Annotated in this window: 24 protein-coding genes; 10 read left to right on the top strand and 14 right to left on the bottom strand. The window is 69.8% G+C overall.

From position 1 onward, the window contains the following. Positions 1–55 precede the first annotated feature (55 nt). The gene (locus EDF55_RS18885; RefSeq protein ID WP_123701943.1) at positions 56–319 is read left to right on the top strand and encodes a hypothetical protein; all 264 of its coding nucleotides are present in this window, start codon (positions 56–58) and stop codon (positions 317–319) included. A 3-nt stretch (positions 320–322) separates the two neighbouring features. Here the strand turns inward: EDF55_RS18885 and EDF55_RS14800 are convergent, their stop codons facing one another. The 4 genes from EDF55_RS14800 to EDF55_RS14785 are packed head-to-tail and all read right to left on the bottom strand — an operon-like array spanning position 323 to position 4,342. After that, positions 323–1,324 (bottom strand): ABC transporter substrate-binding protein, encoded by a 1,002-nt coding sequence (locus tag EDF55_RS14800; RefSeq protein ID WP_123655718.1) that lies wholly within the window; start codon positions 1,322–1,324, stop codon positions 323–325. 11 nt (positions 1,325–1,335) lie between these two features. Then, positions 1,336–2,193 carry an ABC transporter ATP-binding protein gene (locus EDF55_RS14795; protein ID WP_123655717.1) on the bottom strand — a complete coding sequence of 286 codons (858 nt, stop codon included), beginning with the start codon at positions 2,191–2,193 and terminating at the stop codon, positions 1,336–1,338. Further along, positions 2,190–3,278 (bottom strand): iron chelate uptake ABC transporter family permease subunit, encoded by a 1,089-nt coding sequence (locus tag EDF55_RS14790; protein WP_260236072.1) that lies wholly within the window; start codon positions 3,276–3,278, stop codon positions 2,190–2,192. Before EDF55_RS14790 ends, EDF55_RS14795 begins: the two co-directional genes overlap by 4 nt. Beyond that, positions 3,275–4,342, bottom strand: a complete 1,068-nt coding sequence (locus EDF55_RS14785; protein ID WP_260236071.1) for an iron ABC transporter permease — start codon at positions 4,340–4,342, stop codon at positions 3,275–3,277. The genes EDF55_RS14790 and EDF55_RS14785 overlap by 4 nt, the downstream gene beginning before the upstream one ends. Before the next feature lie 28 nt (positions 4,343–4,370). Between EDF55_RS14785 and EDF55_RS14780 the strand changes: the two genes are divergently transcribed. Then, on the top strand, positions 4,371–5,225 hold the full coding sequence (locus tag EDF55_RS14780; protein WP_123655715.1) for a siderophore-interacting protein: 855 nt from the start codon (positions 4,371–4,373) through the stop codon (positions 5,223–5,225). A gap of 95 nt (positions 5,226–5,320) precedes the next feature. On the opposite strand, the gene EDF55_RS14775 is transcribed toward EDF55_RS14780, so the two are convergent. From EDF55_RS14775 to EDF55_RS14765, 3 genes are read right to left on the bottom strand one after another with little or no spacing between them, the layout of a single operon-like run. Next, positions 5,321–6,235: a carbohydrate ABC transporter permease gene (locus EDF55_RS14775; RefSeq protein ID WP_123655714.1), complete on the bottom strand. Its 915-nt coding sequence runs from the start codon at positions 6,233–6,235 to the stop codon at positions 5,321–5,323. Between the two features lies 1 nt (position 6,236). Then, entirely contained in the window at positions 6,237–7,202 is a 966-nt protein-coding gene (locus EDF55_RS14770) for a carbohydrate ABC transporter permease (protein WP_123655713.1), read from the bottom strand. 36 nt (positions 7,203–7,238) lie between these two features. After that, positions 7,239–8,594, bottom strand: coding sequence for an extracellular solute-binding protein (locus EDF55_RS14765; protein ID WP_123655712.1), 1,356 nt, complete (start codon positions 8,592–8,594; stop codon positions 7,239–7,241). Positions 8,595–8,888: 294 nt separating this feature from the next. On the opposite strand from EDF55_RS14765, the gene EDF55_RS14760 reads away from it, so the two are divergent. Continuing rightward, entirely contained in the window at positions 8,889–10,394 is a 1,506-nt protein-coding gene (locus EDF55_RS14760; RefSeq protein WP_123655711.1) for an alpha-N-arabinofuranosidase, read from the top strand. 503 nt (positions 10,395–10,897) lie between these two features. Here the strand turns inward: EDF55_RS14760 and EDF55_RS14755 are convergent. Beyond that, on the bottom strand, positions 10,898–11,941 hold the full coding sequence (locus tag EDF55_RS14755) for a LacI family DNA-binding transcriptional regulator (protein ID WP_123655710.1): 1,044 nt from the start codon (positions 11,939–11,941) through the stop codon (positions 10,898–10,900). Between the two features lie 164 nt (positions 11,942–12,105). Here EDF55_RS14755 and EDF55_RS14750 point away from each other — a divergent pair, with 164 nt between their 5' ends. The 4 genes from EDF55_RS14750 (at position 12,106) to EDF55_RS14735 (ending at position 17,307) form a co-directional block, all read left to right on the top strand. Then, positions 12,106–13,041 (top strand): carbohydrate ABC transporter permease, encoded by a 936-nt coding sequence (locus tag EDF55_RS14750; RefSeq protein ID WP_123655709.1) that lies wholly within the window; start codon positions 12,106–12,108, stop codon positions 13,039–13,041. Continuing rightward, positions 13,038–13,997: a carbohydrate ABC transporter permease gene (locus EDF55_RS14745; protein WP_123655708.1), complete on the top strand. Its 960-nt coding sequence runs from the start codon at positions 13,038–13,040 to the stop codon at positions 13,995–13,997. Before EDF55_RS14750 ends, EDF55_RS14745 begins: the two co-directional genes overlap by 4 nt. Positions 13,998–14,083: 86 nt before the next feature. Further along, entirely contained in the window at positions 14,084–15,418 is a 1,335-nt protein-coding gene (locus EDF55_RS14740) for a sugar ABC transporter substrate-binding protein (protein WP_185017428.1), read from the top strand. A gap of 65 nt (positions 15,419–15,483) precedes the next feature. Then, a complete protein-coding gene (locus EDF55_RS14735; RefSeq protein ID WP_123655706.1) occupies positions 15,484–17,307 on the top strand; it encodes a beta-galactosidase family protein in 1,824 nt (607 codons plus the stop codon). Between the two features lie 245 nt (positions 17,308–17,552). Here the strand turns inward: EDF55_RS14735 and EDF55_RS14730 are convergent, their stop codons facing one another. Both EDF55_RS14730 and EDF55_RS14725 read right to left on the bottom strand, forming a co-directional pair. Further along, on the bottom strand, positions 17,553–17,861 hold the full coding sequence (locus EDF55_RS14730; RefSeq protein WP_123655705.1) for a biopolymer transporter Tol: 309 nt from the start codon (positions 17,859–17,861) through the stop codon (positions 17,553–17,555). A 32-nt stretch (positions 17,862–17,893) separates the two neighbouring features. Continuing rightward, positions 17,894–18,997 carry an SDR family oxidoreductase gene (locus tag EDF55_RS14725; RefSeq protein ID WP_123655704.1) on the bottom strand — a complete coding sequence of 368 codons (1,104 nt, stop codon included), beginning with the start codon at positions 18,995–18,997 and terminating at the stop codon, positions 17,894–17,896. A 91-nt stretch (positions 18,998–19,088) separates the two neighbouring features. Between EDF55_RS14725 and EDF55_RS14720 the strand changes: the two genes are divergently transcribed. Beyond that, on the top strand, positions 19,089–19,706 hold the full coding sequence (locus tag EDF55_RS14720; protein WP_185017426.1) for a nucleotidyltransferase domain-containing protein: 618 nt from the start codon (positions 19,089–19,091) through the stop codon (positions 19,704–19,706). A gap of 82 nt (positions 19,707–19,788) precedes the next feature. Further along, the gene (locus tag EDF55_RS14715) at positions 19,789–20,109 is read left to right on the top strand and encodes a hypothetical protein (RefSeq protein WP_123655702.1); all 321 of its coding nucleotides are present in this window, start codon (positions 19,789–19,791) and stop codon (positions 20,107–20,109) included. A 77-nt stretch (positions 20,110–20,186) separates the two neighbouring features. Here EDF55_RS14715 and EDF55_RS14710 read toward each other — a convergent pair whose 3' ends face one another. Further along, on the bottom strand, positions 20,187–20,585 hold the full coding sequence (locus EDF55_RS14710; protein WP_123655701.1) for a DUF3253 domain-containing protein: 399 nt from the start codon (positions 20,583–20,585) through the stop codon (positions 20,187–20,189). Between the two features lie 124 nt (positions 20,586–20,709). Here EDF55_RS14710 and EDF55_RS14705 point away from each other — a divergent pair, with 124 nt between their 5' ends. Next, complete coding sequence (locus EDF55_RS14705) at positions 20,710–21,990, top strand: alpha-amylase family glycosyl hydrolase (RefSeq protein ID WP_123656007.1); 1,281 nt, start codon at positions 20,710–20,712, stop codon at positions 21,988–21,990. A gap of 187 nt (positions 21,991–22,177) precedes the next feature. On the opposite strand, the gene mmsB is transcribed toward EDF55_RS14705, so the two are convergent. From mmsB to chvE, 3 genes are all read right to left on the bottom strand, one after another. Further along, positions 22,178–23,359 (bottom strand): multiple monosaccharide ABC transporter permease, encoded by a 1,182-nt coding sequence (gene mmsB / locus EDF55_RS14700; RefSeq protein ID WP_123655700.1) that lies wholly within the window; start codon positions 23,357–23,359, stop codon positions 22,178–22,180. Continuing rightward, a complete protein-coding gene (mmsA, locus tag EDF55_RS14695; protein WP_123655699.1) occupies positions 23,346–24,896 on the bottom strand; it encodes a multiple monosaccharide ABC transporter ATP-binding protein in 1,551 nt (516 codons plus the stop codon). Before mmsA ends, mmsB begins: the two co-directional genes overlap by 14 nt. A 100-nt stretch (positions 24,897–24,996) precedes the next feature. Further along, entirely contained in the window at positions 24,997–26,130 is a 1,134-nt protein-coding gene (chvE, locus tag EDF55_RS14690) for a multiple monosaccharide ABC transporter substrate-binding protein (protein WP_123655698.1), read from the bottom strand. Between the last annotated feature and the right edge of the window lie 96 nt (positions 26,131–26,226).

The following is a 26,226-nucleotide window of genomic DNA, read 5'->3' as shown; positions in this document are numbered from 1 at the left end:
TTCCTACCGTGATCCGCCGGAGCGCGCCCAGCGGCGGACACGTACGCTCGGCGGCATGGCTGACTTCACCGAGGCGCAGGCCGCCGTCGTGCGGATCGAACGGGCAGAGGAAGGGCGCTGGGACCTCACGGTCATCAGCGACAGCGGCGTGAAGATGGGACACGGCGTGTACCTCTTCGAGCCGGAACGGGACGACGCCCAGGACGAGGTCGCGGGCGCCGCCGAGTTCGTCCGCGACTACGGCTTCCGCTTCGAGGCCGACGCCGTCGTCGCCGACGGCCCCGATGCGTTCTGGGCGCCGCTGCTCCCGCTGGACTGACGGCTAGGACAGCTTCTTGCTGTCGTCGAGCCAGCCCGCGAGCTTCGTCATGTAGTCGGCCTGCGACGCGTAGTCGAGGGCCGGGAACGTCCAGCTGTGGACCTGTCCGGCCTGCAATGCCGCGTTGTCCGCGAAGGTGGGCTGCTTCTCAAGGTCGGCGACCTGGTAGCCCTGCTGCGAGAGCAGGAGCACGTCGCCGGTGATCTGACCCGCGTTCTCCCAGCTGTAGATGCCCCAGTAGAAGCCCTTCGGCTTCGGGTTCACCAGGTCGACGCCGAAGTCGGTGTACATCTGCAGCGTCGGCTCGTCGGCCGGGCGGGTGACGTAGGCGCCGTCACCGTCCGCGTACATCGACACGACCGTCAGGTCGCTGTCCTTCGCCGCGGTCTCGAGCTTGCCCTTCGCGGTGTCGAACCGCTTCTCGGCGGCGTCCACCTTGGACTGCTTCGCGCCGAGCGACTCGGCGAGCCCGGTGATGTCCTTGATCACGTCGAGGCCCTTGCCGCCCCACCGCACCTGGGCGACCGGCGCGATGGCGGCGATCTGCTTCTGCTGCGCCATGTCCTTGAAGCCGTAGCCCGGCTGGGACGTGTCGAGCGTGCCCTTCTCGTCGGTCGGGTAGACCGAGGTGACCACGAGGTCGGGCTGCAGCGCGGCGAGCTTCTCGAGGTCGATGTCGCCGTAGCCCGTGCCGAGCTGCGTGATCCCGTCCGTGTCGAGGCCCGTGAACCGGGCGTCGTCGGCCATCGTGAGCTGCCCGAAGGTGCCGACGGGGTGCAGGCCGTACTGGACGAAGGAGATGGCGATGTCGTTGAGGACGACGACCTTCTTCGGCGTGTGGTCGACCTTCACCGTGGTGCCGGTGGCGTCCTTGTAGGACCAGGCGCCGTTCGACGCGGACGTGCTGTCCGAGCCGGCGGTGTCCGAGGACCCGGTCGACGAGCAGCCGGTGAGGAGGAGGGCCGACACGGCCACTGCGGTGAGGAGTACGGAACGGAGCTTCACGTTAGGAGAGGCTAACCTAAGAAAGCGCGGCTGGCGAGCCCGGCGTCCTCCTCCGGGACCGGGAGGTGGTCGAGGTCGTGCTCGTCGGCCTCCGGCACGACCATCGGTGCCCCGGTGACCGGGTCCGGGACGACCCGCGCGTGCAGCCCGAACGCGTGCTGGAGCACCGCGGGCGTCAGGACTTCGGCGGGGGTGCCGTCGGCGACCACACCGCCGTCGTGCAGCACGACGAGCCGGTCCGAGTAGCGGGCGGCGAGCGAGAGGTCGTGCAGGACCATCACGACCGTCGCACCCTGGTCGCGGTTGATCCGCCGGACGAGCCGGAGGACCTCGAGCTGGTGCGCGAGGTCGAGGTACGTCGTCGGTTCGTCCAGCAGCAGGGTGTCGGCGCGCTGGGCGAGCACGAGCGCGATCCACGCCCGCTGCCGCTGCCCGCCGGAGAGGCTCGCGACGTCCCGGTGCGCGACGTGCGTGAGCCCGGTGGCGGCGATCGCCTCCTCGGCGACGCCGGCGTCCTCGGCGGTCCACGGCTTCGCCCACGACTGGTGCGGGTTGCGTCCGCGCATCACGAGGTCGAGCACGCTCGTGCCGGCCGGGGCCACCGGGGACTGCGGGAGGATCGCGAGCTTCCGGGCGACCGCGCGGTTCGGCTCCTTGCGGATCGGGACGCCGTCGAGGTGGACCTCGCCCGCGATCGGCTTGAGCACGCGGCCGAAGGCCTTGAGGAGGGTCGACTTGCCGCAGCCGTTCGCGCCGAGGAACGTCGTCACGGTGCCGCGCTCGATGCGGAGGTCGAGGCCGTGGAGCACGGCGTGCCGCTCGTAGCCGACGGAGAGCCCGCGCGCTTCGAGGACCGGGGTCGTCGTCATCGGGACATCTCCTTGCGGTGGCGGATGAGGAGCCAGATCAGGTACGGCGCACCGATCACGGTCGTGACGATGCCGACGGGCACCTGCCACGGGAACGCCGAGCGTGCGAGCAGGTCGGCGGCGAGGACGAGGACCGCACCGAGGGCGGCGGAGAGCAGCAGCGGCGGCCGGTTCGTCCCGGCGAGGCGCAGGGCGATCTGCGGGACGACGAAGGCCACGAAGCCGACCGGGCCCGCTGCGGCGACGGCGGCGGCGGTCAGCACGACGGCGAGGGCGATGACGAGCAGCCGGTGCCGCTGGATGCCCAGCCCGACGCCGACCGCCACCTCGTCGCCGAGCTGCCCGATCCCGAGCGCCGCACTGGTCGCGAGGGCGATCGGGACCGCGACCGCGGCGACGACGAGCAGCGGCCAGACGCTCGCCCACGAGGTGCTCGACAGGCTGCCGACGAGCCACTGCGACGCCGCGGCCGCCTGGGTGATCTGCGCCCGGACGAGCAGGTAGCTGGTGACCGCGTCGAGCGTCGCGCTCACGCCGATGCCGACGAGCACGAGCCGGTAGCTCTGCACCCCGCCACGCCAGCCGAGTCCGTAGACGACGATCGCCGCGACGAGGGCGCCGATGGTCGCCGCGACCGGGATCCCGCTGCCGAGGACGACGGCGCCGATCGCGTACGACCCGCCGCCGAGGACGACCGCGGCGACGGCGCCGACGCTCGCACCCGAGGTCACACCGATGATGTCGGGAGTCCCGAGCGGGTTCCGGGTGAACGTCTGCGTGAGGGCGCCGGCGACCGCGAGGGTCAGGCCGACGAGCGCGCCGGTCAGCACCCGGGGGAGCCGCAGCACGGTGATGATGAACGCGTCCGGCCCGGTCTCCAGACCGAACAGCGAGCGGATGACCGTCGCCGGGGCGATCCAGGTCGAGCCGATCGCGACGCCGAGCACCACCAGGAGCAGGGCCGCCACGACGGCCGCGATCGTCATCCCGAAGACACGGGGGCGCCAGGCGAGCCCGACCGGCCCGAACCGCACACCGCGGAGCACCGGCGCGCCACCGTCGCCGGTCCCGTCCGCCGCGCTCACAGTGCCACCAGCGAACGGCGACGGGCGACGGCGACGAACACCGGACCGCCGATGACGGCGAGGATGATCCCGACCTCGACCTCGGCGAACCCGCCGACGAGCCGCCCGACCACGTCGGCGAGCAGCACCAGCGCTGCGCCGATCAGGGCCGACGCCGGGAGTGCCCAGCGGTGTCCGGTGCCGACGAGGGCACGGGCGACGTGCGGGACGGTCAGCCCGACGAAGCCGATCGGGCCCGCGGCCGCCGTGGCCCCGGCAGCGAGGAGTGTGATCCCGCCGAGCCCGACGAGCCGTGCGACGACGACGTTCTCGCCGAGGCCCTTCGCGAGCTCCGCACCGAGCCCGAGGGCGTCGAGCGCGCGGACGTTCAGGACCGCGAGCACGAGCCCGACGACGAGGAACGGCCAGACCGCGCCGAGGACGTCGAGCTGGCGACCGGAGAGCGACCCGACGACCCAGAGCCGGTACGCGTCGAGGGAGTCCCGGTCGGTCAGCACGATGAAGGAGGTCACGGCGCCGAGCAGCGCGGACACCGCGGCGCCGGCGAGGGCGAGCGGCACCGGACTGGCCGTCCCGCTGCCGGCGATCGTGACGGAGAACACGACGACGCTGGCCACGACGGCACCCGCGAGGGCGAACCACACCGTCACGCCGGTGTTCGTGATCCCGAAGACGTACACACCGAGCACCACCGCGAGTCCGGCACCGGCCGAGACGCCGAAGAGGCCGGGGTCGGCGAGCGGGTTCCGGGTGTGCCCCTGCATGAGGAGCCCGGCGATGCCGAGCGCTGCTCCGACGGCAGCGCCGATGAACGTCCGCGGGATCCGGGAGCCCCAGACGATCGCGTCGTCGGTGCTCGATCCGGTGTGGAGCAGGCCGGCGATGACCCGGTCGATGCCGATCCTGTTGCTGCCGAAGAGCATGCTCAGCGCCGCCGTGACCGCGAGGACCACGATCATCAGCACCACGAAGAGCATGCGACGACGGAAGGTCACCCGGTGGACGCCGGCGGCACCGACGGACCGGGAGACGGGGTCGGCCAGGGCAGTGGAGGGGGCTGGCACGGAGAACATCTTAGGTTAGCCTTGCCTCATGGCGAAGACCCCGCGGCTCCTGCCCACGAATCCCCGGCTCTTCCGTGCGCAGGTGCTCCGCTCCGAACGCGCGACGCCCTCGATGCACCGCGTGACGATCACCGGGGACGATCTCCACGAGTTCGCCTACATGGGGTTCGACCACTGGTTCCGCCTCTTCCTGCCGCTCCCGCACCAGGACGAGTTCCGGCTTCCGGAGCTCGACGGCACGAAGTGGTGGCCGCCGTTCCTCGCGATCCCCGAGGACGTCCGCCCGCACTGTGCGAACTACACCGTCGCCGCGTTCCGCCGAGCGACCCCCGCGACCGCGGCGGAGATGGACATCGACTTCGTGGTGCACACGAACGCCGACGGCGAGCTCGACGGCCGCGCCGCGCTCTGGGCCTGCGCCGCACGACCGGGCGACCGGCTCGCGATCCTCGACCAGGGCTGCATCTTCGACTGCCCCGACGACGCGACCGAGGTCCTGGTCGTCGCCGAGGAGACCGGTCTGCCGGGCGTCGTCGGGATCGCCGCGTCCCTGCCCCGCGACGCCGTCGGACACATCATCCAAGAGGTCCCCACGGCGGCGGACGTCCGCGAGCTCGACGCCCCGGCCGGTGTCACGGTCACCTGGATCGTCCGCGACGACGCACGTGGTGCCCACGACGGGCACGCCGTCCCCGGTGCCGCCGCGCTCGAGGAGCTCCGCCGGCACACCCCGGCCGACGACCGCGGGTACGCGTTCGTGGTGGGGGAGTCGCGCCTGGCGACCGAGGGGCGCCGTCACCTGCACCGCGCCGGACTCCCGAAGAGCCGCATCACCTTCAGCGGCTTCTGGAAGCACGAGGCCCGCGAGACCGTCGACGCCTGACCACGCGGGTCACGGCCGCATCGGGGCCGGCAACGCGACGGACGGGAGGCCCGGTGCCAGCTGGCACCGGGCCTCCCGTCCGATCTGTGGTGGCGTCAGCCCTTGAGGCCGGAACCCGTCACGCCCTCCACGATCTGCCGCTGGAAGATCAGGTAGAGGATGATCAGCGGCAGCGCCGCGAGGAGCGCACCGGCCTGGATGTCGGCGTACCGCTGGCCGAAGCTGCCCTGGACCGTGGCGAGCCCGACCGGGATCGTCATGAGGTCCGGGTTCGACAGCACGAACAGGGGCAGGAGCAGGTTGTTCCAGACCCCGACGAACGTCAGGATCGTCACCGCGGCGATGACCGGACGCGACAGCGGCAGGATCACCGACCAGTAGACCTTCCAGATGCCGGCACCGTCGATGCGTGCCGCTTCCTCCAGCTCGCGGGGGATGCCGTCGAAGAACTGCTTGAAGATGAACACCGCGATCACGGCGGGCACCTGCGGGAAGATCACCGACCAGTAGGTGTTCAGGAGGCCGACCGCGTTGAGCTCCTGGAAGATCGGGATGATCAGCACCTGGGTCGGGATCATGATCCCGAGGATGATCAGCAGGAACGCGACGTTCCGGCCGCGGAACACGAGCCGGGACAGCGCGAACGCCGCCATCGACGCGAACAGCACCGTCAGGAGCGCGGTGATCACGCTGGTGATCGCACTGGCGAGGTACCAGTTCCAGATGTCGCCGGCCTGGAACAGAGCCGCGTAGGAGTGCAGCGTCGGGTTCCAGTTCGACAGGATCGAGTTCGCGCCCAGTGCGGCGACGCCGTTGTCGGACAGCGACGTCTTCAGTGCGAACAGGCTCGGGATGAGCCAGATGATCGCGAAGACCGTCAGGATGATGCCCGACGCGATCGTGAAGCCCCTGCCGCTGACGCCGATCTTCGCGGCGCTCGTCGGTGCAGCCGACGAGACGCCGGTGCGGAGCTTGGTGCGACCCGTGGTGATGCTCTCGGTGGTGGACATCTCAGGCACCGATCTCTCGCTTGGCGGCAGCGCGCTCGACGAGCTGCCGGATGACTGCGATCGCGACGATCACGATGAACAGGAGCACCGACGCGGCCGACGCCGCACCCAGGCGGTTGTCGGTGAAGCCGACACCCGTGATGAGCTGCAGCGAGACCTGGGTCGAGATGCCCGGCCCGCCGTTCGTCATCAGGTACACCTGGTCGAAGATCTTCAGGCTGGCGATGATCTGCAGCAGGATGACGAGCGTCGTCGTGCGGCCGAGGAGCGGCAGGGTGATCGACTTGATCTGCTGCCAGTTCGACGCACCGTCGACGGCGGCCGCTTCGTACAGCTCGCGGGGGATCTCCTGGAGACCCGCCAGGTAGAGCACGAAGTTGAAGCCGAGCGTCCACCACACGGTGGCGATCGCGACACCGATCATCGCCGTGTTCGGGCTGGACAGGATGCCGGAGCCGGGGGTCATGCCGAGCGCGGACTGCATGCTCGCCCACAGGCCGGTCGCCGGCGTGAAGATGAACACCCAGATCAGGGAGATCGTCGCCGACGGCAGGATGAACGGCAGGAAGAACGCCAAACGGAAGAACCACTGGCCGCGGTTCATCCGGTTCGTCAGCACGGCGAACACGAACGCCAGGATGACGAGCGGCGGCGTCGTGTAGAGCGTGAACTGCAGGGTGTGCCAGAGGGCCGACCAGAAGTCGGAGCGCCCGAGCATCTCGGCGTAGTTGGCGAACCCGGCGAAGCTGCCGAGCCCGGTGCGGACGGTCGAGGTGTTGAAGAAGCTCGAGACGAGCATCCACACGGTCGGACCGAGGAGGAAGGCCAGGTAGAACAGGCCGAAGGGGGCGAGGAACAGCCATCCGCTGCGGCCCTGGCCGCGGGTGAGGCTGGTCCGGTAGGTGCGGATGCGGCGTGGAGCGGTCGCGGCGTCCGTCGGGCGGTCGAGGACTGGTGCTGTGGTCACGTCATCGTGCCTTTCGCGCGGTGTTCACGTCCCCGCTCACAGCGGGCTCGGGGTGTTGAGGTAGGTCGCGAGCTGGGACTTGATCGCCTTCAGCGCCTGCGCGGGGGAGGAGCTGCCCTGTTGCACGAGGGCGAGCTGGGCGCCGACGGTGCCCTCGAAGGTCGAACCGGAACCGCCGTACCAGGCGGCGTCGTCGAACACGGCGGTCTCGGCGGCCGCTGCGTAGTTGGACTGCGGCGTGAGCTTCTTGTACGCGGTGCTGTCGAACGTGGGCATGTAGGCGGGGACGTGGCCACCTTCGGCCCAGGTCATGCTCTGCTCGAGCATCTGCTTGATGAAGAGCATCGCCTGCTTGCGCTGTTCGGGGGTCCGGTCCTTGCGGGGGAGCACGAACGTGTGCGAGTCGGCCTGGGTGGCCGGCTTGTCGTAGAGCTGCGGGATCGGCGCCATGCCGAACTTCAGCCCCTTGATCGACTGCGCGGTGCTGATCTCCCACTCGCCCTGCATGAAGAACGCGGACTTGCCGGTGAACATCTGCGACTCCGCCGTGGCGTAGTCGAGGGCCTTGTTGAGCCAGCCCTGCTGCACCCACTTCTGCGTGCGGCTGGTGACCTCGTTGTAGGCGTCCTCGTTCACGGTGAGCTTCGCGCCACCGTCGCTGAGGAACGGGGTCGCGCCGTTGATCTGGTTGTAGAGCGTCCAGAAGAAGCGCCACGGGGTCGCGGTCTCGGGGACCACGTTCGCGACGTTCAGCGCCGTGCCGCCGGTGACCTTGGCGGCGGCGGCCATCGCTGCCTCGAACGTGTCCATGCCGGACAGGTCCTTGAGGTTGCCGTCCGAGTCGAGCAGGCCCGCCTTCTTGCAGATGTCAACGTTGTAGAAGAGCACGAACGGGTGGGTGTCGAGCGGGATGGCGATGTTCTTGCCGTCGGTCTTCTGCGCCGTCCACGCCTTCTGGTTGAAGTCGCTGGCGCTGAGGCCGACGCTCGCCAGGTCCTCCGACGTGATCGGGTCGAGGAGGTCCCCGTCCCACAGCGGCTTCGCCCGGGTCAGGTGGGCGACCGCGACGTCCGGCGGCTTGTTCCCGACGGTGGCCAGTGTCAGCTTCGAGTAGTACGGGTTGCCCCAGGCGAACGTCGTCGCCTGCAGTGACGAGGATCCGCCGTGCTGCTTGGCGTAGCCGGCCTCCATCGCCTGCATGCGGGCACCGTCACCACCACCGAACAGGTTCCAGAAGACGAGGGTCTCGGGGTTGAGGGCGCTCCCCGCGAGTCCGGCCGACAGCGGGCTGGAGCAGGCCGCCAGTGGCAGGACGGTCGCGGCAGCAGCACCTGCTGCCAGGAAGCCGCGTCGCGTGAGTCGCGACACGGGTGGGGTCGGTCGATTCGGCATGGCATCACTCCATCGGGATGGGCCGGGCTGGGAACACCTGGGCCGGTGCTCCGTGAGCGCTCACATTAGCCCGCAGTCCGTCGGCGCGCCACCCCTTTCGTGTCGGGGCGGATACCGGTAGCGTTGCAATCAGGTGAGCGCTCACTTTCGTGACGGGGTGCCACCCATCCGGATTCGCCCATGCCCGGTTCGCCGGGACCCCGGTTCGCCGGGAACCGGGTTCGCCCGGACCCGGGTTCGCCCGGACCGGGTCCGCCCGGACCCACACGTTGCACGCACGATCGAAGGAGATCCATGCCCCGCACACACCTCGTCCTGGACGCCGCGTTCACCGTGGGGCCGGTGCGCCGCCGTCTGTTCGGTGGCTTCGTCGAGCACCTCGGCCGCCACGTCTACGACGGCATCCACGAACCCGCCCACGAGACCGCCGACGAGCACGGCTTCCGCAAGGACGTCATCGAGCTCGTCAAGGAGCTCGGCGTCACCACCATCCGCTACCCCGGCGGCAACTTCGTCTCCGGCTACAAGTGGGAGGACGGCGTCGGCCCGGTCGACCAGCGACCCCGCCGCCTCGACCTCGCGTGGCACTCCACCGAGACGAACGAGGTCGGCCTCCACGAGTTCCAGCAGTGGCTCGACTCCGTCGGCTCCGAGATGATGCTCGCCGTCAACCTCGGCACCCGCGGCACCGACGCCGCCATCGAACTGCTCGAGTACGCGAACATCCCCGGCGGCACCGCCCGCTCCGAGGAGCGCAAGCGCAACGGCCGCGAGGAGCCCTTCGGCGTCACGATGTGGTGCCTCGGCAACGAGATGGACGGGCCCTGGCAGCTCGGCCACAAGAACGCCGACGACTACGGCAAGCTCGCCGCGATGACCGCGAAGGGCATGCGCCAGATCCAGCCGGACCTGGAGCTCGTCATCTGCGGTTCCTCCGGAGCGTCGATGCCGACGTTCGGCGAGTGGGAGCGCACCGTCCTCGAGCACGCCTACGACGACGTCGACTACATCTCCGCGCACGCGTACTACGAGGAGGGCGACGACCTCGCGTCGTTCCTCGCCTCCGGCGTGAACATGGACAAGTTCATCGACACCGTCACCACGGCGGCGGACCACGTGCAGGCGCACAAGAAGTCCGACAAGCGCATCGACATCTCGTTCGACGAGTGGAACGTCTGGTCGATCACGAAGTGGAACGAGCAGCAGCAGTCCTTCACGCTCGACGAGTGGCCGGTCGCACCGCGCCTGCTCGAGGACGTGTACACCGTGGCGGACGCCGTCGTCGTGGGCGGCTTGCTCATCTCGCTCCTCCGGCACGCGGACCGGGTCGCGTCGGCCTCCATCGCGCAGCTCGTCAACGTGATCGGCCCGATCATGACCGAGCCCGGTGGCGAGGCCTGGCGCCAGACCACGTTCTTCCCGTTCTCGCTGACGTCGCGCCTGGCGCACGGCACCTCGCTGCGGGTCGTCGCGTCGGGTGACACCGTCGACGGTGGCAAGTACGGGGACGTGCCGGTCGTCGACTCCGCCGCCACGGTCACCGAGGACGGCACGGCAGCCGTCTTCCTCGTCAACCGCCACCCGTCCGAGAGCACCACGGTCACGATCGACCTCGGTGGCCTCGCCGTGTCGGGTGACGTGCACGCCGAGGGTGTCTGGGACGACGACCTGCACGCGGTGAACGACCTCGCGAACACCGCGCGCGTCGGGCTCCGCACGAACGACACGGTCCGCCGCGAGGGCGACACCGTCACGATCGAGCTCCCCCCGGTGAGCTGGACGGCGCTGTCGATCGGGTAGGTGCTGCGCGTCCGCGGAGCGGCCGGCCGCGGCCGGGCGCGGAGCGGCCGGCCGGCCGGTCGGTCGCGGAGCGGCCGGGCGCGCGGTCGGTCGTTTCGCGCGTAGGTGGTCGAAACGCGCGTAGGTGGTCGGTTCTTCCGACCTCCTACGCGCGTTCCCGCTTCCCAGTGCGCGCGCGATGGGAAGGAACGTGGTGGGCAGTCGCGACCACCCCGCGCAGGTGGTCGAAACGCGCGTAGGTGGTCGGTTCTTCCGACCTCCTACGCGCGTTTCCTCTTTCCAGTGCGCGCGCGCTGGGAAGGAACGTGCGGACCACCGGGCGGGAGGCTCGGTGCGGGGCCGGCACGCGCCTCCCGTCCGCAGTGTGCGAGCTTGCGGACATGGTGCGGCCTGCCGCGCCGGGCACGGTGTGCGGAACCGCGCACACTGCGGGCGGACGGGCGCGCGGCGCGCGCGCCGGCGCGGCGCGTCAGCGCGCCGCGTAAGCGCGCCGGCGCGGCGCGTCAGCGCGCCGGCGGCGCCGCCGTGCTCGCGCGCACGACCAGGCGCACCGGGACGAAGTCCGTCGCGGCGGTGACCGGCGCGCCCTCGATCTGGGTGAGGAGCGTCGAGACTGCGCGGCGCCCGACCTCGTCGAAGGACTGGTGGACGGTGGTGAGCGGCGGCCAGAACGAGTCGGACTCCGGCATGTCGTCGAAGCCCACGATGCTGAGGGACTCCGGCACGGGGCGCCCGAGCTCGTGGCAGGCGCGGAGGATGCCGAGCGCGGTCTGGTCGTTCGCGGCGAAGACGGCGGTGATCTCCGGGCGGCGGGCGATCTCGAGGCCGACCCGGTAGCCGGACGACGTGCCCCAGTCGCCGTGGAACACCGGCGGGACCGGACGGTCGGCCGCGGTGAGGGTCGAGCGCCACGCCGCGAGTCGCCGGCTCGAGGAGTACGAGGAGGACGGCCCGGCGACGTGCCACACCGTCTCGTGCCCGAGGTCGAGCAGGTGCTGCGTGGCGAGCCGTGCGCCCTCAGCCTGGTCGGTGTCGATCGCCGGGTGCTCGGTCGTGCCGGTGGAGTCGACGACCACGACGGGGACGCCGTCGGGGAGGGCGACCTCGGCGGTGTCGATGACGTGCGACTCGATGATGATCACGACGCCGTCGACCGCCTGTTCGTGCAGGCGTGAGAAGGCCGAGCGCACCCCCTCTTCGGTGCGGGATGCCATCGGCAGGAGCGTGATCGTGAAGTCCGCGGCGCCGGCGGCGTCGGCGATCGCCTCGAGGGTGCGCATGTTGCCGAACGACGCGAGCGTGAACATGATCACGCCGATCGTGCGGAAACGCCCGGAGCGCAGGGCCCTGGCGGCACGGTTCGGGCGGTAGCCGAGCGAGGTCATCGCCGCCTGCACGCGGAGCCGGGTGTCCGGGCTGACGTTGTCGAAGCCGCGCGCCACGCGGGACACGGTCTGCATCGAGACGCCTGCGGCTTCGGCGACGGCGGCGAGCGAGGGGGCTCGACGGGCGGACGACAGATCGGTGCTCACGTCGCCCCCTCTCATTCGGAATGCCGCAGGAACACCCGGCGGCTGCCCCGAACGCTAGCGCATGTTGACGTTGCCATGCTATCGTCGCGCCGTTCGATGTTGACGTCAACATGACCGCGACGAAACCGCGACCAGCACGCCACGCGAACGCACCCGAACGCAGCAGACGAAGGAGTCACATGAGCACGCTCGCAGCGCGCCCGGCAGCGGCCACCGCTCCCGCCACGCCCCCGCGACGTCGGCCGAAGCCCCGCGGACGGTTCACCGGATGGCTGTTCGTCGGCCCGTTCGTGGCCGTCCTGGTCCTGATGCTCATCGTCCCGATCGGGTACGCGCTCTGGCTCAGCCTGTTCCGCGACCAGCTCGTCGGCGGCAACCAGTTCGTCTGGTTCGCGAACTACATCCAGCTCTTCCAGGACTCGCAGTTCTGGACCGGGTTCGGCCGCGTCGCGATCTTCCTCGTGATCCAGGTGCCGATCATGCTCGGCCTGGCGCTCGTCGCGGCGCTCGCCCTCGACAGCGCCCGCCTGTGGGGAACGAGCTTCTTCCGCATCGCGGTGTTCCTGCCCTACGCGGTCCCCGGCGTCGTCGCGGCGCTCATCTGGGGCTTCATCTACGGCAACCAGTTCGGCCTGACCGGTGCCGCGAACCACGCGCTCGGCATCGACCTCCTGCAGCCGTTCAGCCCGACCTGGGTCCTGACGTCCATCGGCAACGTGGTCACCTGGGAGTTCCTCGGCTACAACATGCTGATCTTCTACGCGGCCCTCCGCACCGTGCCCGGCGAGCTGTACGAGGCCGCCGAGCTCGACGGCGCCGGCCCGCTGCGCACGGTGTTCTCGATCAAGCTCCCGGCGCTCCGCGGCCCCATGGTCATCGCCACGATCTTCTCGATCATCGGCAGCTTCCAGCTCTTCAACGAGCCGAACCTGCTGAAGACCCTGGCCCCGAACGTCATCGGCAGTGCCTTCACGCCGAACATGTACGCCTACTCGCTGTCCTTCAGCGGCCAGCAGTTCAACTACTCCGCCACCGTCGCCATCGTGATGGGCGTCATCACCGCCGTGATCGCCTACGTCGTGCAGGTCCGCGGTACCCGACAGGAGAACCGATGAGCACCCTCCAGAGCCCCCCGGCCACGGTGACCGAGGCGACCACGACGCTCCGCGACGGCCGCGCCGGAGCGGGACGAGCCTCCCGGAAGGCGAAGCAGCCCGTCGACGGACGCAAGCCGAAGCGGTCCGGTCTGCTGACCGCCGTGATGGTCGTCTTCGTCGTCTACTCGTTCGCGCCGCTGTTCTACCTGCTCGTGAACAGCACGAAGACGCAGTCGTCGCTGCTGTCCACGTTCGGCCTCTGGTTCGGCGGGAACTTCAACCTCTGGCAGAACATCGTCGACACGCTGACGTACAACGACGGCATCTTCCTGCAGTGGTTCGGCAACACGCTGCTGTACGTCGTCGTCGGTGCCGGCGGGGCGACCCTGCTGGCGACGGTCGCGGGCTACGGCATGGCGAAGTTCGCGTTCCCCGGCCGCCGCGCGGTGTTCGCCGTGGTCCTCGGTGCGATCGCGGTGCCCGGCACGGCGCTGGCCGTCCCGACCTTCCTGCTCTTCTCGCAGGTCGGCCTGACGAACACCCCGTGGGCGATCATCCTGCCGTCCCTGATCAGCCCGTTCGGCATGTACCTGATCTGGACCTACGCGGTCGACGCGATCCCGACCGAGCTCATCGAGGCCGCCCGGATGGACGGCGCCGGCGAGTTCCGGATCTTCTTCACCATCGCGCTCCGACTGCTCGCGCCCGGCGTGGTCACGGTGCTGCTCTTCGCGGTCGTCGCCACCTGGAACAACTACTTCCTGCCGCTGATCATGCTGAGCGACCCGAAGTGGTACCCGCTCACCGTCGGCCTCAACCAGTGGAACGCGCAGGCCACCGGCTCCGGTGCCCAGCCGATCTACAACCTCGTCGTCACGGGATCGCTCCTCACGATCATCCCGATCGTGGTCGCGTTCCTCTTCCTGCAGCGCTTCTGGCAGTCCGGCCTCGCGGCCGGGTCCGTCAAGGCCTGACCCCGGGGCGGCTGCCCGGCGGACGCCGGCGGAGCCGCTCACCACAGCAGCACCACTCCCAACACGAAGAAGTGAAAGGCACCCGAATGAACAAGCGTCTCCGGCGCGGGCTGAGCGCCCTCGCCATCGGCGTCACCGCCGCCATCGCCCTGGCGGCCTGCGCCTCCGGCGGCTCGTCCGCCAGCGGTTCCGCCTCCGACATCGACAAGGCCCTCGAGAAGGGCGGCACGCTGACGTACTGGTCGTGGACCCCGTCCGCGAAGGCCCAGGTCGCCGCGTTCGAGAAGGCGCACCCGAAGGTCACCGTCAAGCTGGTCAACGCCGGCACCGGCGCCGACCAGTACACGAAGCTGCAGAACACGATCAAGGCCGGCTCGGGTGCCCCCGACGTCGCCCAGGTCGAGTACTACGCGCTCCCGCAGTTCTCGCTCTCCGAGTCGCTCCTCGACCTGTCGAGCTACGGGTTCGGCGACCTGAAGAGCAAGTTCGCGGCCAGCACCTGGAGCTCCGTCACCGACGGCTCGAAGATCTACGGCCTGCCGCAGGACTCCGGCCCCATGGCCCTCTTCTACAACAAGAAGGTCTTCGACGAGTACGGCATCGCCGTGCCGAAGACGTGGGACGAGTACGTCGCCGCTGCCGCGAAGCTGCACGCCGCCGACCCGGACGCCTACATCACCGCGGACTCCGGCGACGCCGGCTTCACGACGAGCATGATCGCCCAGGCCGGTGGCACCCCCTTCACCACGAAGGGCGACAAGGTCACGGTGAACCTCGCCGACGCGGGGACGAAGAAGTGGACCGCGACCTGGAACGAGCTGGTCGAGAAGGGCCTGCTCTCCAAGACCGTCGGCTGGACCGACGACTGGTACAAGCAGCTCGGCAACGGCCAGATCGCGACGCTCATCACGGGCGCGTGGATGCCCGGCAACCTCGAGGCGAGCGTCGCCGACGCGTCCGGTGACTGGCGTGTGGCCCCGATGCCGACCTACGACGGCACCACCGCCACCACGGCGAACAACGGCGGCAGCGCCGAGGTCGTCATGAAGCAGACGAAGAACCCGGCACTCGCCGCGGGCTTCCTGAAGTGGCTGAACTCGTCGAAGGCGTCCACGAAGGTGTTCATGGAGTCCGGCGGGTTCCCGTCGACCACCGCGGACCTGGAGTCGTCGTCGTTCCTCAACGAGGAGCCGTCCTACTTCGGTGGGCAGAAGATCAACGAGGTCCTCGTCGACGCGTCCAAGAGCGCTGACAACGACTTCACCTACCTGCCGTACCAGGTGTACGCGAACAGCGTCTACGCGGACACGGTCGGGCAGTCCTACGAGAAGGGCACCTCGCTCGACTCCGGCCTCGAGGCCTGGCAGGCTGCGCTCGTGAAGTACGGCAAGCAGCAGGGCTTCACGGTCTCGACCAAGTAGCACCCGCTCACCCCGAGGGGCCGCACGGACGACCGTGCGGCCCCTCCCTCCAGAAAGGGCGCGTGATGCGCTTCGCCATCGGCGACACCGACTTCCTGCTCGACGGCGAGCCGCACCGGATCCTGTCCGGCGCGATCCACTACTTCCGGGTCCACCCGGACCTCTGGGCCGACCGGATCCGCAAGGCCCGGCTGATGGGCCTCAACACCATCGAGACGTACGTCGCGTGGAACGCCCACGAGGCGACCCCCGGCACCTTCGACTTCACCGACGGCCTCGACCTCGGCCGGTTCCTCGACATCGTCGCGGCCGAGGGCATGCACGCGATCGTCCGCCCCGGCCCCTACATCTGCGCCGAGTGGACCAACGGCGGGCTGCCGTACTGGCTCTTCGCCGACGGCACCGTGGGCATCCGCCGCGACGAGCCGCAGTTCCTCGCGGCCGTGTCGCGGTACCTCGACGCCCTCGCCCCGATCCTCGTCCCGCGGCAGATCGACGAGGGCGGCCCCATCGTCCTCGTCCAGGTGGAGAACGAGTACGGCGCCTACGGCTCCGACCCGGTCTACCTCACCAAGCTCGAGGCGATGCACCGCGCGATCGGCCTCACCGTCCCGTTCACGAGCGTCGACCAGCCGATGGACTCGATGCTCGAGGACGGCTCGCTCCCGTCCCTGCACCGCACGGGTTCGTTCGGCTCCCGCGTCACGTCCAGGCTCGCCCGGCTGCGCCAGGCGCAGCCGACCGGTCCGCTGATGTGCTCGGAGTTCTGGGACGGCTGGTTCGACAGCTGGGGCGAGCACCACCACACCACCCCGGCCGCTGCCTCGGCTTCCGACCTCGAGGACCTGCTCGGCGCCGGCGGCTCGGTCAACATCTACATGTTCCACGGGGGCACGAACTTCGGCTTCACCAACGGGGCGAACGACAAGGGCGTGTACCGGCCGATCGCGACGTCGTACGACTACGACGCACCCCTCGACGAGGCCGGTCGGCCCACCGCCAAGTTCCACGCGTTCCGCGCCGTGATCGAACGGTACGCGCCGGTCCCGGCCCTGCCCGCATCGATGGAACCAGGTGGATCGGGTCACCTCGACGGGTCGTCGGCAGCCGGTCTGGAGGCTCGGCCCGCCCCCGCCACGGACGTCGCCGTCCGACTCGAGCGGGCCGGTGCCCTGCACGCGCTGCTCCCGCAGCTCACGTCGTGGACCGCGCACGACGGGGTCCCCACCTTCGACGCACTCGGCGCCGCGTCGGGCTTCGTGCTCTACCGCACCGAGGTCGACCTGCCTGCCGGCGGTGTGCTCACCGTCGGCGAAGAGGTCCGCGACCGTGCGATCGTCAGCGTCGACGGGCGGCCCGTCGGGGTCCTCGAACGCGAGTACCACGACCGCGCGATCGCGCTCCCACCGGTCACCGGCACGCTGGAGCTCCTCGTCGAGGACCAGGGCCGCGTCGACTACGGGCCCCGGATCGGCGAGCCGAAGGGCCTCATCGGCGGGGTGTCCGTCGACGGTGCGCCGCTCGAACGATGGACGGCGTCGCCGCTGGCGTTCGACCCGCTGCCCGCCGCCGCGCTCGATGCCCTGCGCTCCGTGGCCCCGACCGACGGGGACGTGCTCGCCGGGCCCGTCCTGGCGCTCGGGTCGTTCCACCTCGCCGCGCCGGGGGACCGCTACCTGTCGCTCGACGGGTTCCGGAAGGGCGTCGCCTGGGTGAACGGGTTCTGCCTCGGGCGGTACTGGTCGCGAGGGCCGCAGCAGACGCTCGCGGTGCCCGGGCCGGTGCTCCGCGAGGGCACGAACGAGGTCGTCGTGCTGGAGCTGCACGCCGCGGCGTCGCGCACGGTGTGCCTGCGCACGGAGCCGTCGCTCGGCCACACCGAGTCCTGACCCCGCGGTGCGCCCGGCGCCCGCGCTCCCGGTCCTCGCGCGCTCCCGAGCCCCGCGCTCCCGATCCCCGCGCGCTGCCCGGTGCCCTGCCCGCGGTAGGTCGAATCCCGCGCGCTGCCCGGTGCCCTGCCCGCGGTAGGTCGAATCCCGCGTGGTGAGTCGAATCGCGCGTAGGAGGTCGGTTCTTCCGACCCCCTACGCGCGATTCCGCTCCCCAGTGCGGGCGCGATGGGAAGGAACGCGCGTCAGGGATCGCGCGGGTCGAGGGCGTCGAGGTCCGCCGCGGCTCGCTCGGCATCGGCGACACGGTCGGCTTCCGGGCGCTCCCACCACGCCGGACCCCGCTCGCCCAGCCCGTGCTTCGCGATGCCGTTGCGGTGCCGTGCGGCGGCGAGGGCCTCGTCGTCGCCGGCGCGCTTCGCCTGCTTGACCGCGTTCCGCCCGCGGCCGAGGTGGGAGCGGAGCCGCGCGGCGAGGTCCTCGGGGATCGCCGGGTCCGTGCGCCGCCAGCGACGGCCGTCGACTACGAAGAAGTGGTCGTCGGGCTCGCTCATGACCCGAGTCTGCCCGGGTCCCGGGGGCGGCGTCAGGGGATCAGCCGGTCCTCGCGGTAGCGGGCGAACAGGTCCGCGAACGCCTGCTCGGTGCGGCGGTACCCGGTGAACCCGGCGTCGCGGCTCTTGCCCATGTCGGTGACGACCTCCATCGCCCGACCGAGGTCCGCGTCGGTGTGCCACCACGACGCGACCCGGGTGATGTCCGGCTCGGCGAGCCCGTGCCGTTCGGCGATGGATGCCCACGACGACTCGTACGGTGCCATCTGCTCCTCGAGCGGGCGCGGTTCGTCCTGGTACCCGACGACACGAGCCGGGTCCACCCCGAGGTGTGCGGCGAGCCGCGGCCACATCCAGCGCCACCGGAAGACGTCCCCGTTGACGATGTTGAACGGTTCGTTCGCGCCCTCAGGCGTGGTGGATGCCCAGACCATGTGCTCGGCGAGGAGTCCGGCGTCGGTCATGTCGGTCAGCCCGTTCCACTGCGCCTCGCTGCCCGGGAACACGAAGTCGAGGTCGAGCTCCTTCGCGATCGTCGCCTGCACCGCGAGCGTCAGGCCCATGTTCATCGCGTTGCCGACCGCGTGGCCGATGACCGTGTGTGAGCGGTGCACGGACCAGGTGAAGCCCTGCCGCTCGGCCGCGGCGAAGAGTTCGTCCTCCTGCGCGTAGTAGAAGTTCGGGGTGTCGAGACGAGGTTCCTCCTCGTGGAAGGGCGTGTCCGGCATCTCGCCGGCGGCGTACGCCTCGAACGGGCCGAGGTAGTGCTTCAGCCCGGTCACCAGTGCGACGTGTTCGAGTGGTGCGTGCTCGAGCGCGGCGAGGAGGTCGCGGACCATCGCCCCGTTGACGGCGATGTTCTCGGCCTCGGTCGCCTGTCGCTGCCATGCGGTGAAGAAGACGTGGGTCGGGCGTTCCCCGGCCAGCGCGGCCCGGAGCGCGTCGGGGTCGCGCAGGTCGGCGGCGACACCGCGGACACCATCGCGGCTGCCGGCACGGCGGGACAGCGCAGCGACGTCCCACCCGTCGCCGATCAGGTTCCGCACGAGGGCGGAGCCGGTGATGCCGCTGGCGCCCACGACGAGGGCGATGCGACGGTCGGAGTGCTGCGTGCTGGTGGTCTCGTCAGGAGTCATCGCGTTCCCCAACACCTGTCGCCCCGTGATCCTTCCCTCACGAGGTGGACCGCCGAGGTGTACACAAAAGCGAAACACGTGTAACACTTTTGTGTACACGGATGGAGGACGGCTGATGGAAGTAGCCGAGCCCTTGGCGACGCTCGTAGGACGGACGGCCGCCAGGGCCATCCGGGTCCCGGCGCGAACGGACAGCGGCATGACAGGGCGGCAGGTCGCTCGCGTCGCAGGCGTCGCGAGCCACACCGGCATCAAACGCGCGCTGGACAAGCTCGAGCTGGCGGGCCTCGTCGTCGTGGAACGGGGATTGCAGCACTCTTCCTACCGTGCCAACCGTTCGCACGTCCTGTGGCCGGCGATCGAGCTCGCGCTCGAGGCGCGTCAGGAACTGGAGCGCCGGATCGTTCATCTCGTCGACCGGAGTGACGTGGGCGTGATCTCGGTCTCCGTTTTCGGCTCGGTCGCCCGCGGGGACTCGACGGCTGCCTCGGACGTCGATCTCGTCGTCGTGTTCGACGACCACGTCGACACCGAGCTCATCGTGGAGCTCGGGTCGATGGTGCGGATCTGGAGTGGCAATGACTGCCAGGTCTTCGACGTGACGAGACCGGACCTCCGGCGATTCGCGATGGAGAACGACCCGCTGCTCGGCTCCTGGCGGGATGACGCGAAGACGGTGTACGGCCGCGACATCCGCGACCTGATCTGATGGCCGCGCGAACCAGGTCGATGGCACCGAACGAAGTCCAGCGGCGCCGGACGAAGCGAAGTCCCATCTCGAGGTAGCGCGGTTGTGCGTCGAGTCCGAGCTGAACGCTGATTGGAAGGCGGCTGGTGCCAATGCCGTTCTCGGCGGCATCGCGGCGGCCGACGCGATCTGCGGAAGCACGCTCGGGTACCACTTCAAGGGTGATGATCACGGCGAAGCGCGACGGCTTCTCGACAGGGCCTGTTCGCCCGATCGCCAGCCGGGCAACAACCTCAAGCGCCTGACGGACGAGAAAGCGCACTTCCAGTACTCCTCATCGCGCGTGACTCGCGACCAGACCCGGCAGCTGGTCACGGCGCTCGAACGCCTGGTCGGGCGGATGGAGCAGATCCTCGCCGCGTGAGTCCGATCGAGGAGTTCTCGATCTCGTGATCGACGTGACGGGTCGGCATGATCGCGTGCAGCTGGTCGGACTGAGCCTCACCGCGGGCGACGGATGCGGATCGGGCCCTTCGCCGTGGACGGGTCGACGACGTTCCCGCCCTGCGTGATCTCGACCTCGCCCCGCGCGACCATCCGCCGCGCGGCCCGGCGCGCCGGCTCCATCAGGTCGCGCCAGTCGTCCCCGCCGATCGCGCGCGCAGCGTCCGAGGGACAGGTGCTCGACGTGAGCGCCCGGGCGTCGAGGAGCTCGTCGATGGTCCGCTCGAGGTGGCGGTCGGTTTCGTCGAGCTTGTGCCGGCGGCAGGCGTCCGAACACCACCTGGCATCGGGCGCGGCGCTCGTCGGCATCCGGCGTCCGCACGACGCACAGGTCCGATCGGCGTGCGCTGCGGCGTTGCGCGCAGCATCGTCCTCGGTGCGGATCGCTCGTCCCATGCGCCCATCCTCGTCCGGAAGCGCACCGCCGTACCCAGCGAGCGCGGCGCCTGGCAGCATCGGAGTGGTGACCACCGACGACGCAGCCACCCGTCCGCCCGAGCCCGACTGGGTCCGGCACGTCATGTGGTGGCACGTGTACCCGCTCGGCTTCGTGGGAGCGGAGATCCGGCCGGAGACACCCGTGGCGGCTCGGCCCGTCGAGCACCGGCTCGGGCGGATCGCGGACTGGCTCGACCACGTCGTCGACCTCGGGCTGAACGGGCTGCTCCTCGGCCCGGTCTCCGCCAGCTCCACCCACGGCTACGACACCGTCGACCACCTGCGGATCGACCCGCGGCTCGGGGACGACGGCGACTTCGACGCGCTCGTGGCCGCGGCGCACGACAAGGGCGTCCGGGTACTGCTCGACGGGGTGTTCAACCACATCGGTCGGGAGCACCCGGCGTTCCGGGCGCTCGAGTCCGACGGCCCGGCTGCGGAGTCAGCCGCGCTGTTCGACATCGACTGGACCGGCTGGGCACCGGGCGACCCGGTGCCGGTCGGGCTGTTCGAGGGGCACGACATCCTGGTGGCGCTCGACCACGGCAGTGCGGCGACCGAGGACCTGGTGGTCGACGTGATGACGCACTGGCTCGAGCGCGGGATCGACGGGTGGCGGCTCGACGCGGCCTACGCGGTGCCGCCGGCGTTCTGGGCGCGGGTGCTGCCCCGCGTGCGGGAGCGGTTCCCGGACGCCTGGTTCACCGGCGAGGTGATCCACGGCGACGCGGCGGCGATCGTCCGGGAGTCGACGATGGACTCGACGACGCAGTACGAGCTGTGGCAGGGCGTCTGGCACGGCATCGCGGACCGGAACTGCCACGAGCTGGCGCACGCGATCGAGCGGCACGACGCACTGCTGGCGACGTTCGTCCCGAGCACCTTCGTCGGCAACCACGACGTCACGCGGATCGCGAGCGCCGTGGGGGAGCGGTTCGCCGGGCACGCGGCCGCCGTGCTCTTCACGGTCGCGGGGGTCCCGAGCGTCTGGGCCGGCGACGAGTACGGCTGGACCGGGGTCAAGGAGGAACGCATCGGTGGGGACGACGCCGTCCGGCCGGAGTTCCCGGACGCGCCGCCGGCACCGACGTCCCTGACGCACGCGTACGAGGCGCTCGTCGCGCTGCGCCGCCGCGAACCGTGGCTGCACCGGGCGCACACCGACGTGACCCACCTGACCAACACCGCGATCGTGCTGCGCACCGCGACCGCGGACGCCGCGGTGGTGACCGCCCTGAACCTGTCCGACGACCCGGTCGACCTGCCCGTGGCCGACGCGACCCGGGTGGAGGCGGGCGGGGGCGACCTGCGGGACGGGACCGTCAGCCTCCCGTCCGGGGGTTGGGCCGTCCTGACCAGGTGAGCGCGCAGCAACGGGTGGGTCCCGGACCGGAACCCACCCGTTGCTGCGCACTCGACCGCGGCGAACCGCGGCAGACAGCAGACCGCAGACCGCAGACCGCGGCAGACCGCAGACCGCGGCAGACCGCAGACCGCAGACCGCGGAAGACCGCAGACCGCAGACCGCCGCGGCCCGCAGCCCGCACCCGCTACTTGCGCGCGGACGCCGCCCGACGCTTGTTGAACACGTCGAACGCGACGGCGGCGAGCAGCACCAGGCCCTTGATGAGGGACTGGAACTCGGTGCCGACACCGAGGATCGACATGCCGTTGTTCAGGATGCCGATGATGAGACCACCGACGATGGCTCCCGGAACGGTCCCGATGCCACCGGTGACGGCAGCGCCGCCGATGAACACCGCGGCGATCGCGTCGAGCTCGAACCCGTTGCCCGCACTCGGCGACGCGAGGTTGAGCTGGCCGGTGAAGACCACGCCCGCCAGCGCCGAGATGACGCCCATGTTGACGAAGAGCAGGAACGTGACGCGCTTCGTCTTCACGCCGGAGAGCTGCGCCGCCAGGGCGTTGCCGCCGATGGCGTAGATGTGCCGGCCGAACACGGCGCTCCGCATCACGAGCGAGTACACGACCACGAGCACGCCGAGGATGACGAGCACGATCGGGGTGCCGTTGTAGCTGGCGAGGAGCAGCGCGACGTAGATGACGAGCGCGACGGTGAACGCGAGCTTGGTGATGAACCAGGCGACGGGTTCGCTCTCGAGCTGGTACTTCCGACGGGTTGCACGGCCGCGGAACGCGGTGACGACGAGGATCGCGGCGGCCGCGAAGCCGAGGATCATCGTCAGCGGCTCGTAGCCGGACGAACCGAACGCGGGCAGGAAGCCGGAGCCGAGCGAGCGGAAGCCCTCCGGGAACGGCGAGATCTGCTGGTTCTGCAGGGCGATCTGCGCGGCACCGCGGAACGCGAGCATGCCGGCCAGGGTGACGATGAACGCCGGGATCCCGAAGTACGCGATCCAGAAGCCCTGCCACGCACCGACGAGTGCACCGATGACCAGGCAGAGGACGACGGCGACGGGCCACGGCACGTGCCACTGCGTGATCATCACGCCCGCCATCGCGCCGGTGAAGGCGACGACCGACCCGACGGACAGGTCGATGTGGCCGGCGATGATGACCATCACCATGCCGATGGCGAGGATCAGGATGTAGCTGTTCTGGACGATCAGGTTCGAGACGTTGATCGGGGCGAGGGTGATCCCGCCGGTCGTCACCTGGAAGAAGATGACGATGACGATCAGCGCGATGAACAGGCCGATCTGTCGGAGCTGCCCGGTGAGGTAGCCGGCGGCGGACTTAAGCGCGTTCATTGACAGGGGTCTCCCGTTCCTGGGTCATGTACTGCATGAGGACCTCGGGCGTCGCCTCGGAGCGCGGGACGTCCGCCGTGATGCGGCCCTCGGAGAGCGTGTAGATGCGGTCGCAGATGCCGAGGAGTTCGGGGAGTTCGGAGGAGATCACGATGATCCCCTTCCCCTGGTCCGCGAGCGCGTTGATGATCGTGTAGATCTCGTACTTCGCGCCGACGTCGATGCCTCGGGTCGGTTCGTCGAGGATGAGGACCTCGGGGTCCGCGTACATCCACTTCGACAGGACGACCTTCTGCTGGTTGCCGCCGGAGAGCTTCCCGGTGACGACGTCGACGTTCGGCGCCTTGATGTTCAGGTCCTTGAGGAACTTCCGCGCGACGGTGGTCTCCTCGGACCCGTTCACGAAGCCCCACTCGGCGAGCTTCCCGAGCGCCGAGCCGGAGATGTTCCGCTTGATGTCGTCGAGCAGGTTGAGCCCGTAGCGCTTCCGGTCCTCGGTCGCGTAGGCGATGCCGTGGTCGATCGCCTGGGACACCGTGTGCGTCTTGATCGGTTCGCCGCGCTTGTAGACGGTGCCGGAGATGCCCGTGCCGTACGAGTGTCCGAAGACGCTCATCGCGAGCTCGGTGCGCCCGGCACCCATCAGCCCCGCGATGCCGACGATCTCGCCGGCGCGGACGGTGAGGTTCGCCTGGTGGATGATCTCGCGGGACGCGTCGAGCGGGTGGTGGACGGTCCAGTCCTCGATCCGCAGGAGCTCCTCGCCGACGTTCGACTCGTGCTCCGGGTAGCGGTTCGACAGGTCGCGGCCGACCATGCCCCGGATGATCCGGTCCTCGGAGACGTCGTCCGCGTGCATGTCGAGCGTCTCGATCGTCTGGCCGTCGCGGATGATCGTGACCTTGTCCGCGATCGCCTTGATCTCGTTGAGCTTGTGGCTGATGATGATCGCCGTCATGCCCTCGGCCTGCAGCGACCGGATGAGGTCGAGCAGGTGCGCGGAGTCGTCGTCGTTGAGCGCGGCGGTGGGCTCGTCGAGGATGAGGAGCTTCACCCGCTTCGACAGCGCCTTCGCGATCTCGACGAGCTGCTGCTTGCCGACGCCGATGTCGACGATCTTCGTGATCGGGTTGTCCTTGAGGCCGACGCGCGTCAGGAGCTCCGCGGCGGCGAGGTTCGTCTTGTTCCAGTCGATGAAGCCGGCCTTGGAGCGCTCGTTGCCGAGGAAGATGTTCTCGGCGATCGACAGGTAGGGGCTCAGTGCGAGCTCCTGGTGGATGATCACGACGCCGGCTGCTTCGGAGTCGTTGATGTTCGAGAACGACACGGCTTCGCCGTCGAGCAGGATCTCGCCGTCGAACGTCCCGGCCGGGTAGACCCCGGACAGCACCTTCATGAGGGTGCTCTTGCCGGCACCGTTCTCACCGCAGATCGCGTGGACCTGCCCGCGTTCGACCTCGATGGAGACGCCCTGCAGGGCCTTGACGCCGGGGAACGTCTTCGTGATGTCCCGCATCTCGAGGATGGTGTCCGTCACGTGGACCGCCTTCCGTTGTGCGCGTTGCGCGCGAGTGGAGACGGACGGGAGGCACGGTGCGGTCTGGCACCGCGCCTCCCGTCCGACAGTTGGTCGGGTCCTACTTGAGGTCGGCTTCGGTGTAGTAGCCGGAGTCCACGAGGACCTTCTCGTAGTTCTCCTTGGTCACGACCGTCGGCTGGAAGAGGAAGGTCGGGACGACCTTCACCTTGTTGTCGTAGCTCGTCGTGTCGTTGACCTTCGGCTTCTTGCCGGAGAGCATGTCCTCGGCCATGCTCGCGGACTTCTCCGCCAGCTGACGCGTGTCCTTGTAGATCGTCGAGTACTGCTGGCCGGCGATGATCGACTTCACTGATGCCTGCTCGGCGTCCTGACCGGTGATGGTCGGGAGCGGACGGCTGGACGTGCCGTAGCCGGCGCCCTGGAGTGCGGAGATGATGCCGATCGACATGCCGTCGTACGGCGAGAGCACGCCGTTCAGCGTGGTGCCGCCGGAGTACGACTTCGCGATGAGGTTCTGCATGCGGGCCTTGGCGGTCGCCGGGTCCCACTGCAGCGTGGCGGCCTGCGTGAAGCCGTCCTGGCCGGAGCCGATCTTCAGCGTGCCGTCGTCGAGGTACGGCTTGAGGGTCTTCATCGCGCCGTTGAAGAAGAACGTTGCGTTGTTGTCGTCGGGCGAGCCGGCGAAGACCTCGATGTTGAAGGGGCCCTTCTTGCCGGTCTTCTTGCCGTCGGCGTCGAGGATGCCGAGGCCGGTGAGCAGGGAGTTCGCCTGGTCGACGCCGACCTTCTCGTTGTCGAACGACACGTAGTAGTCGACGTTCTTGTTGCCGGTGAGCAGGCGGTCGTAGGAGATCACCTTGATGCCGGCCTTGGCGGCGGCGTCGAGCTGGTCGGAGAGCGACCCGCCGTCGATCGAGGCGACGATGAGGACCTTCGCGCCCTTGGTGATCATGTTGCTGACCTGCTGGACCTGCTGCGGGATCTTGTTGTCCGCGTACTCGAGGTCGACCTTGTAGCCGGCCTTCTCGAGGTCGGACTTGACCGCGTTGCCGTCCTTGATCCACCGCTCGGAGACCTTGGTGGGCATCGCGACGCCGACGAGTGCGCCCTTGTTGTCGCTGCTGCTGCTGCCCCCGTCATCGGTGGCGGCGCGTCCGCCGGCCGAGCATGCGGCCAGGGAGATGGCGATGCCGAGGGCGGCGACGCCCGCGACGATCCTGCGCTTCATCATCGAAGTACCTCTGTTTCCTCTCGCGTCGACGTCGACGCGCTCGGGTGACCCGGCTGCTCTGCCGGTGTCGGAGATGTGATTGCTCTGAGTGAGCGC

Source organism: Curtobacterium sp. ZW137 (assembly GCF_003762905.1).
Taxonomy (GTDB): Bacteria; Actinomycetota; Actinomycetes; order Actinomycetales; family Microbacteriaceae; genus Curtobacterium.
The sequence above is the reverse complement of the archived record's forward strand: the minus strand, read 5'-3'. Positions and strand labels throughout refer to the sequence as shown.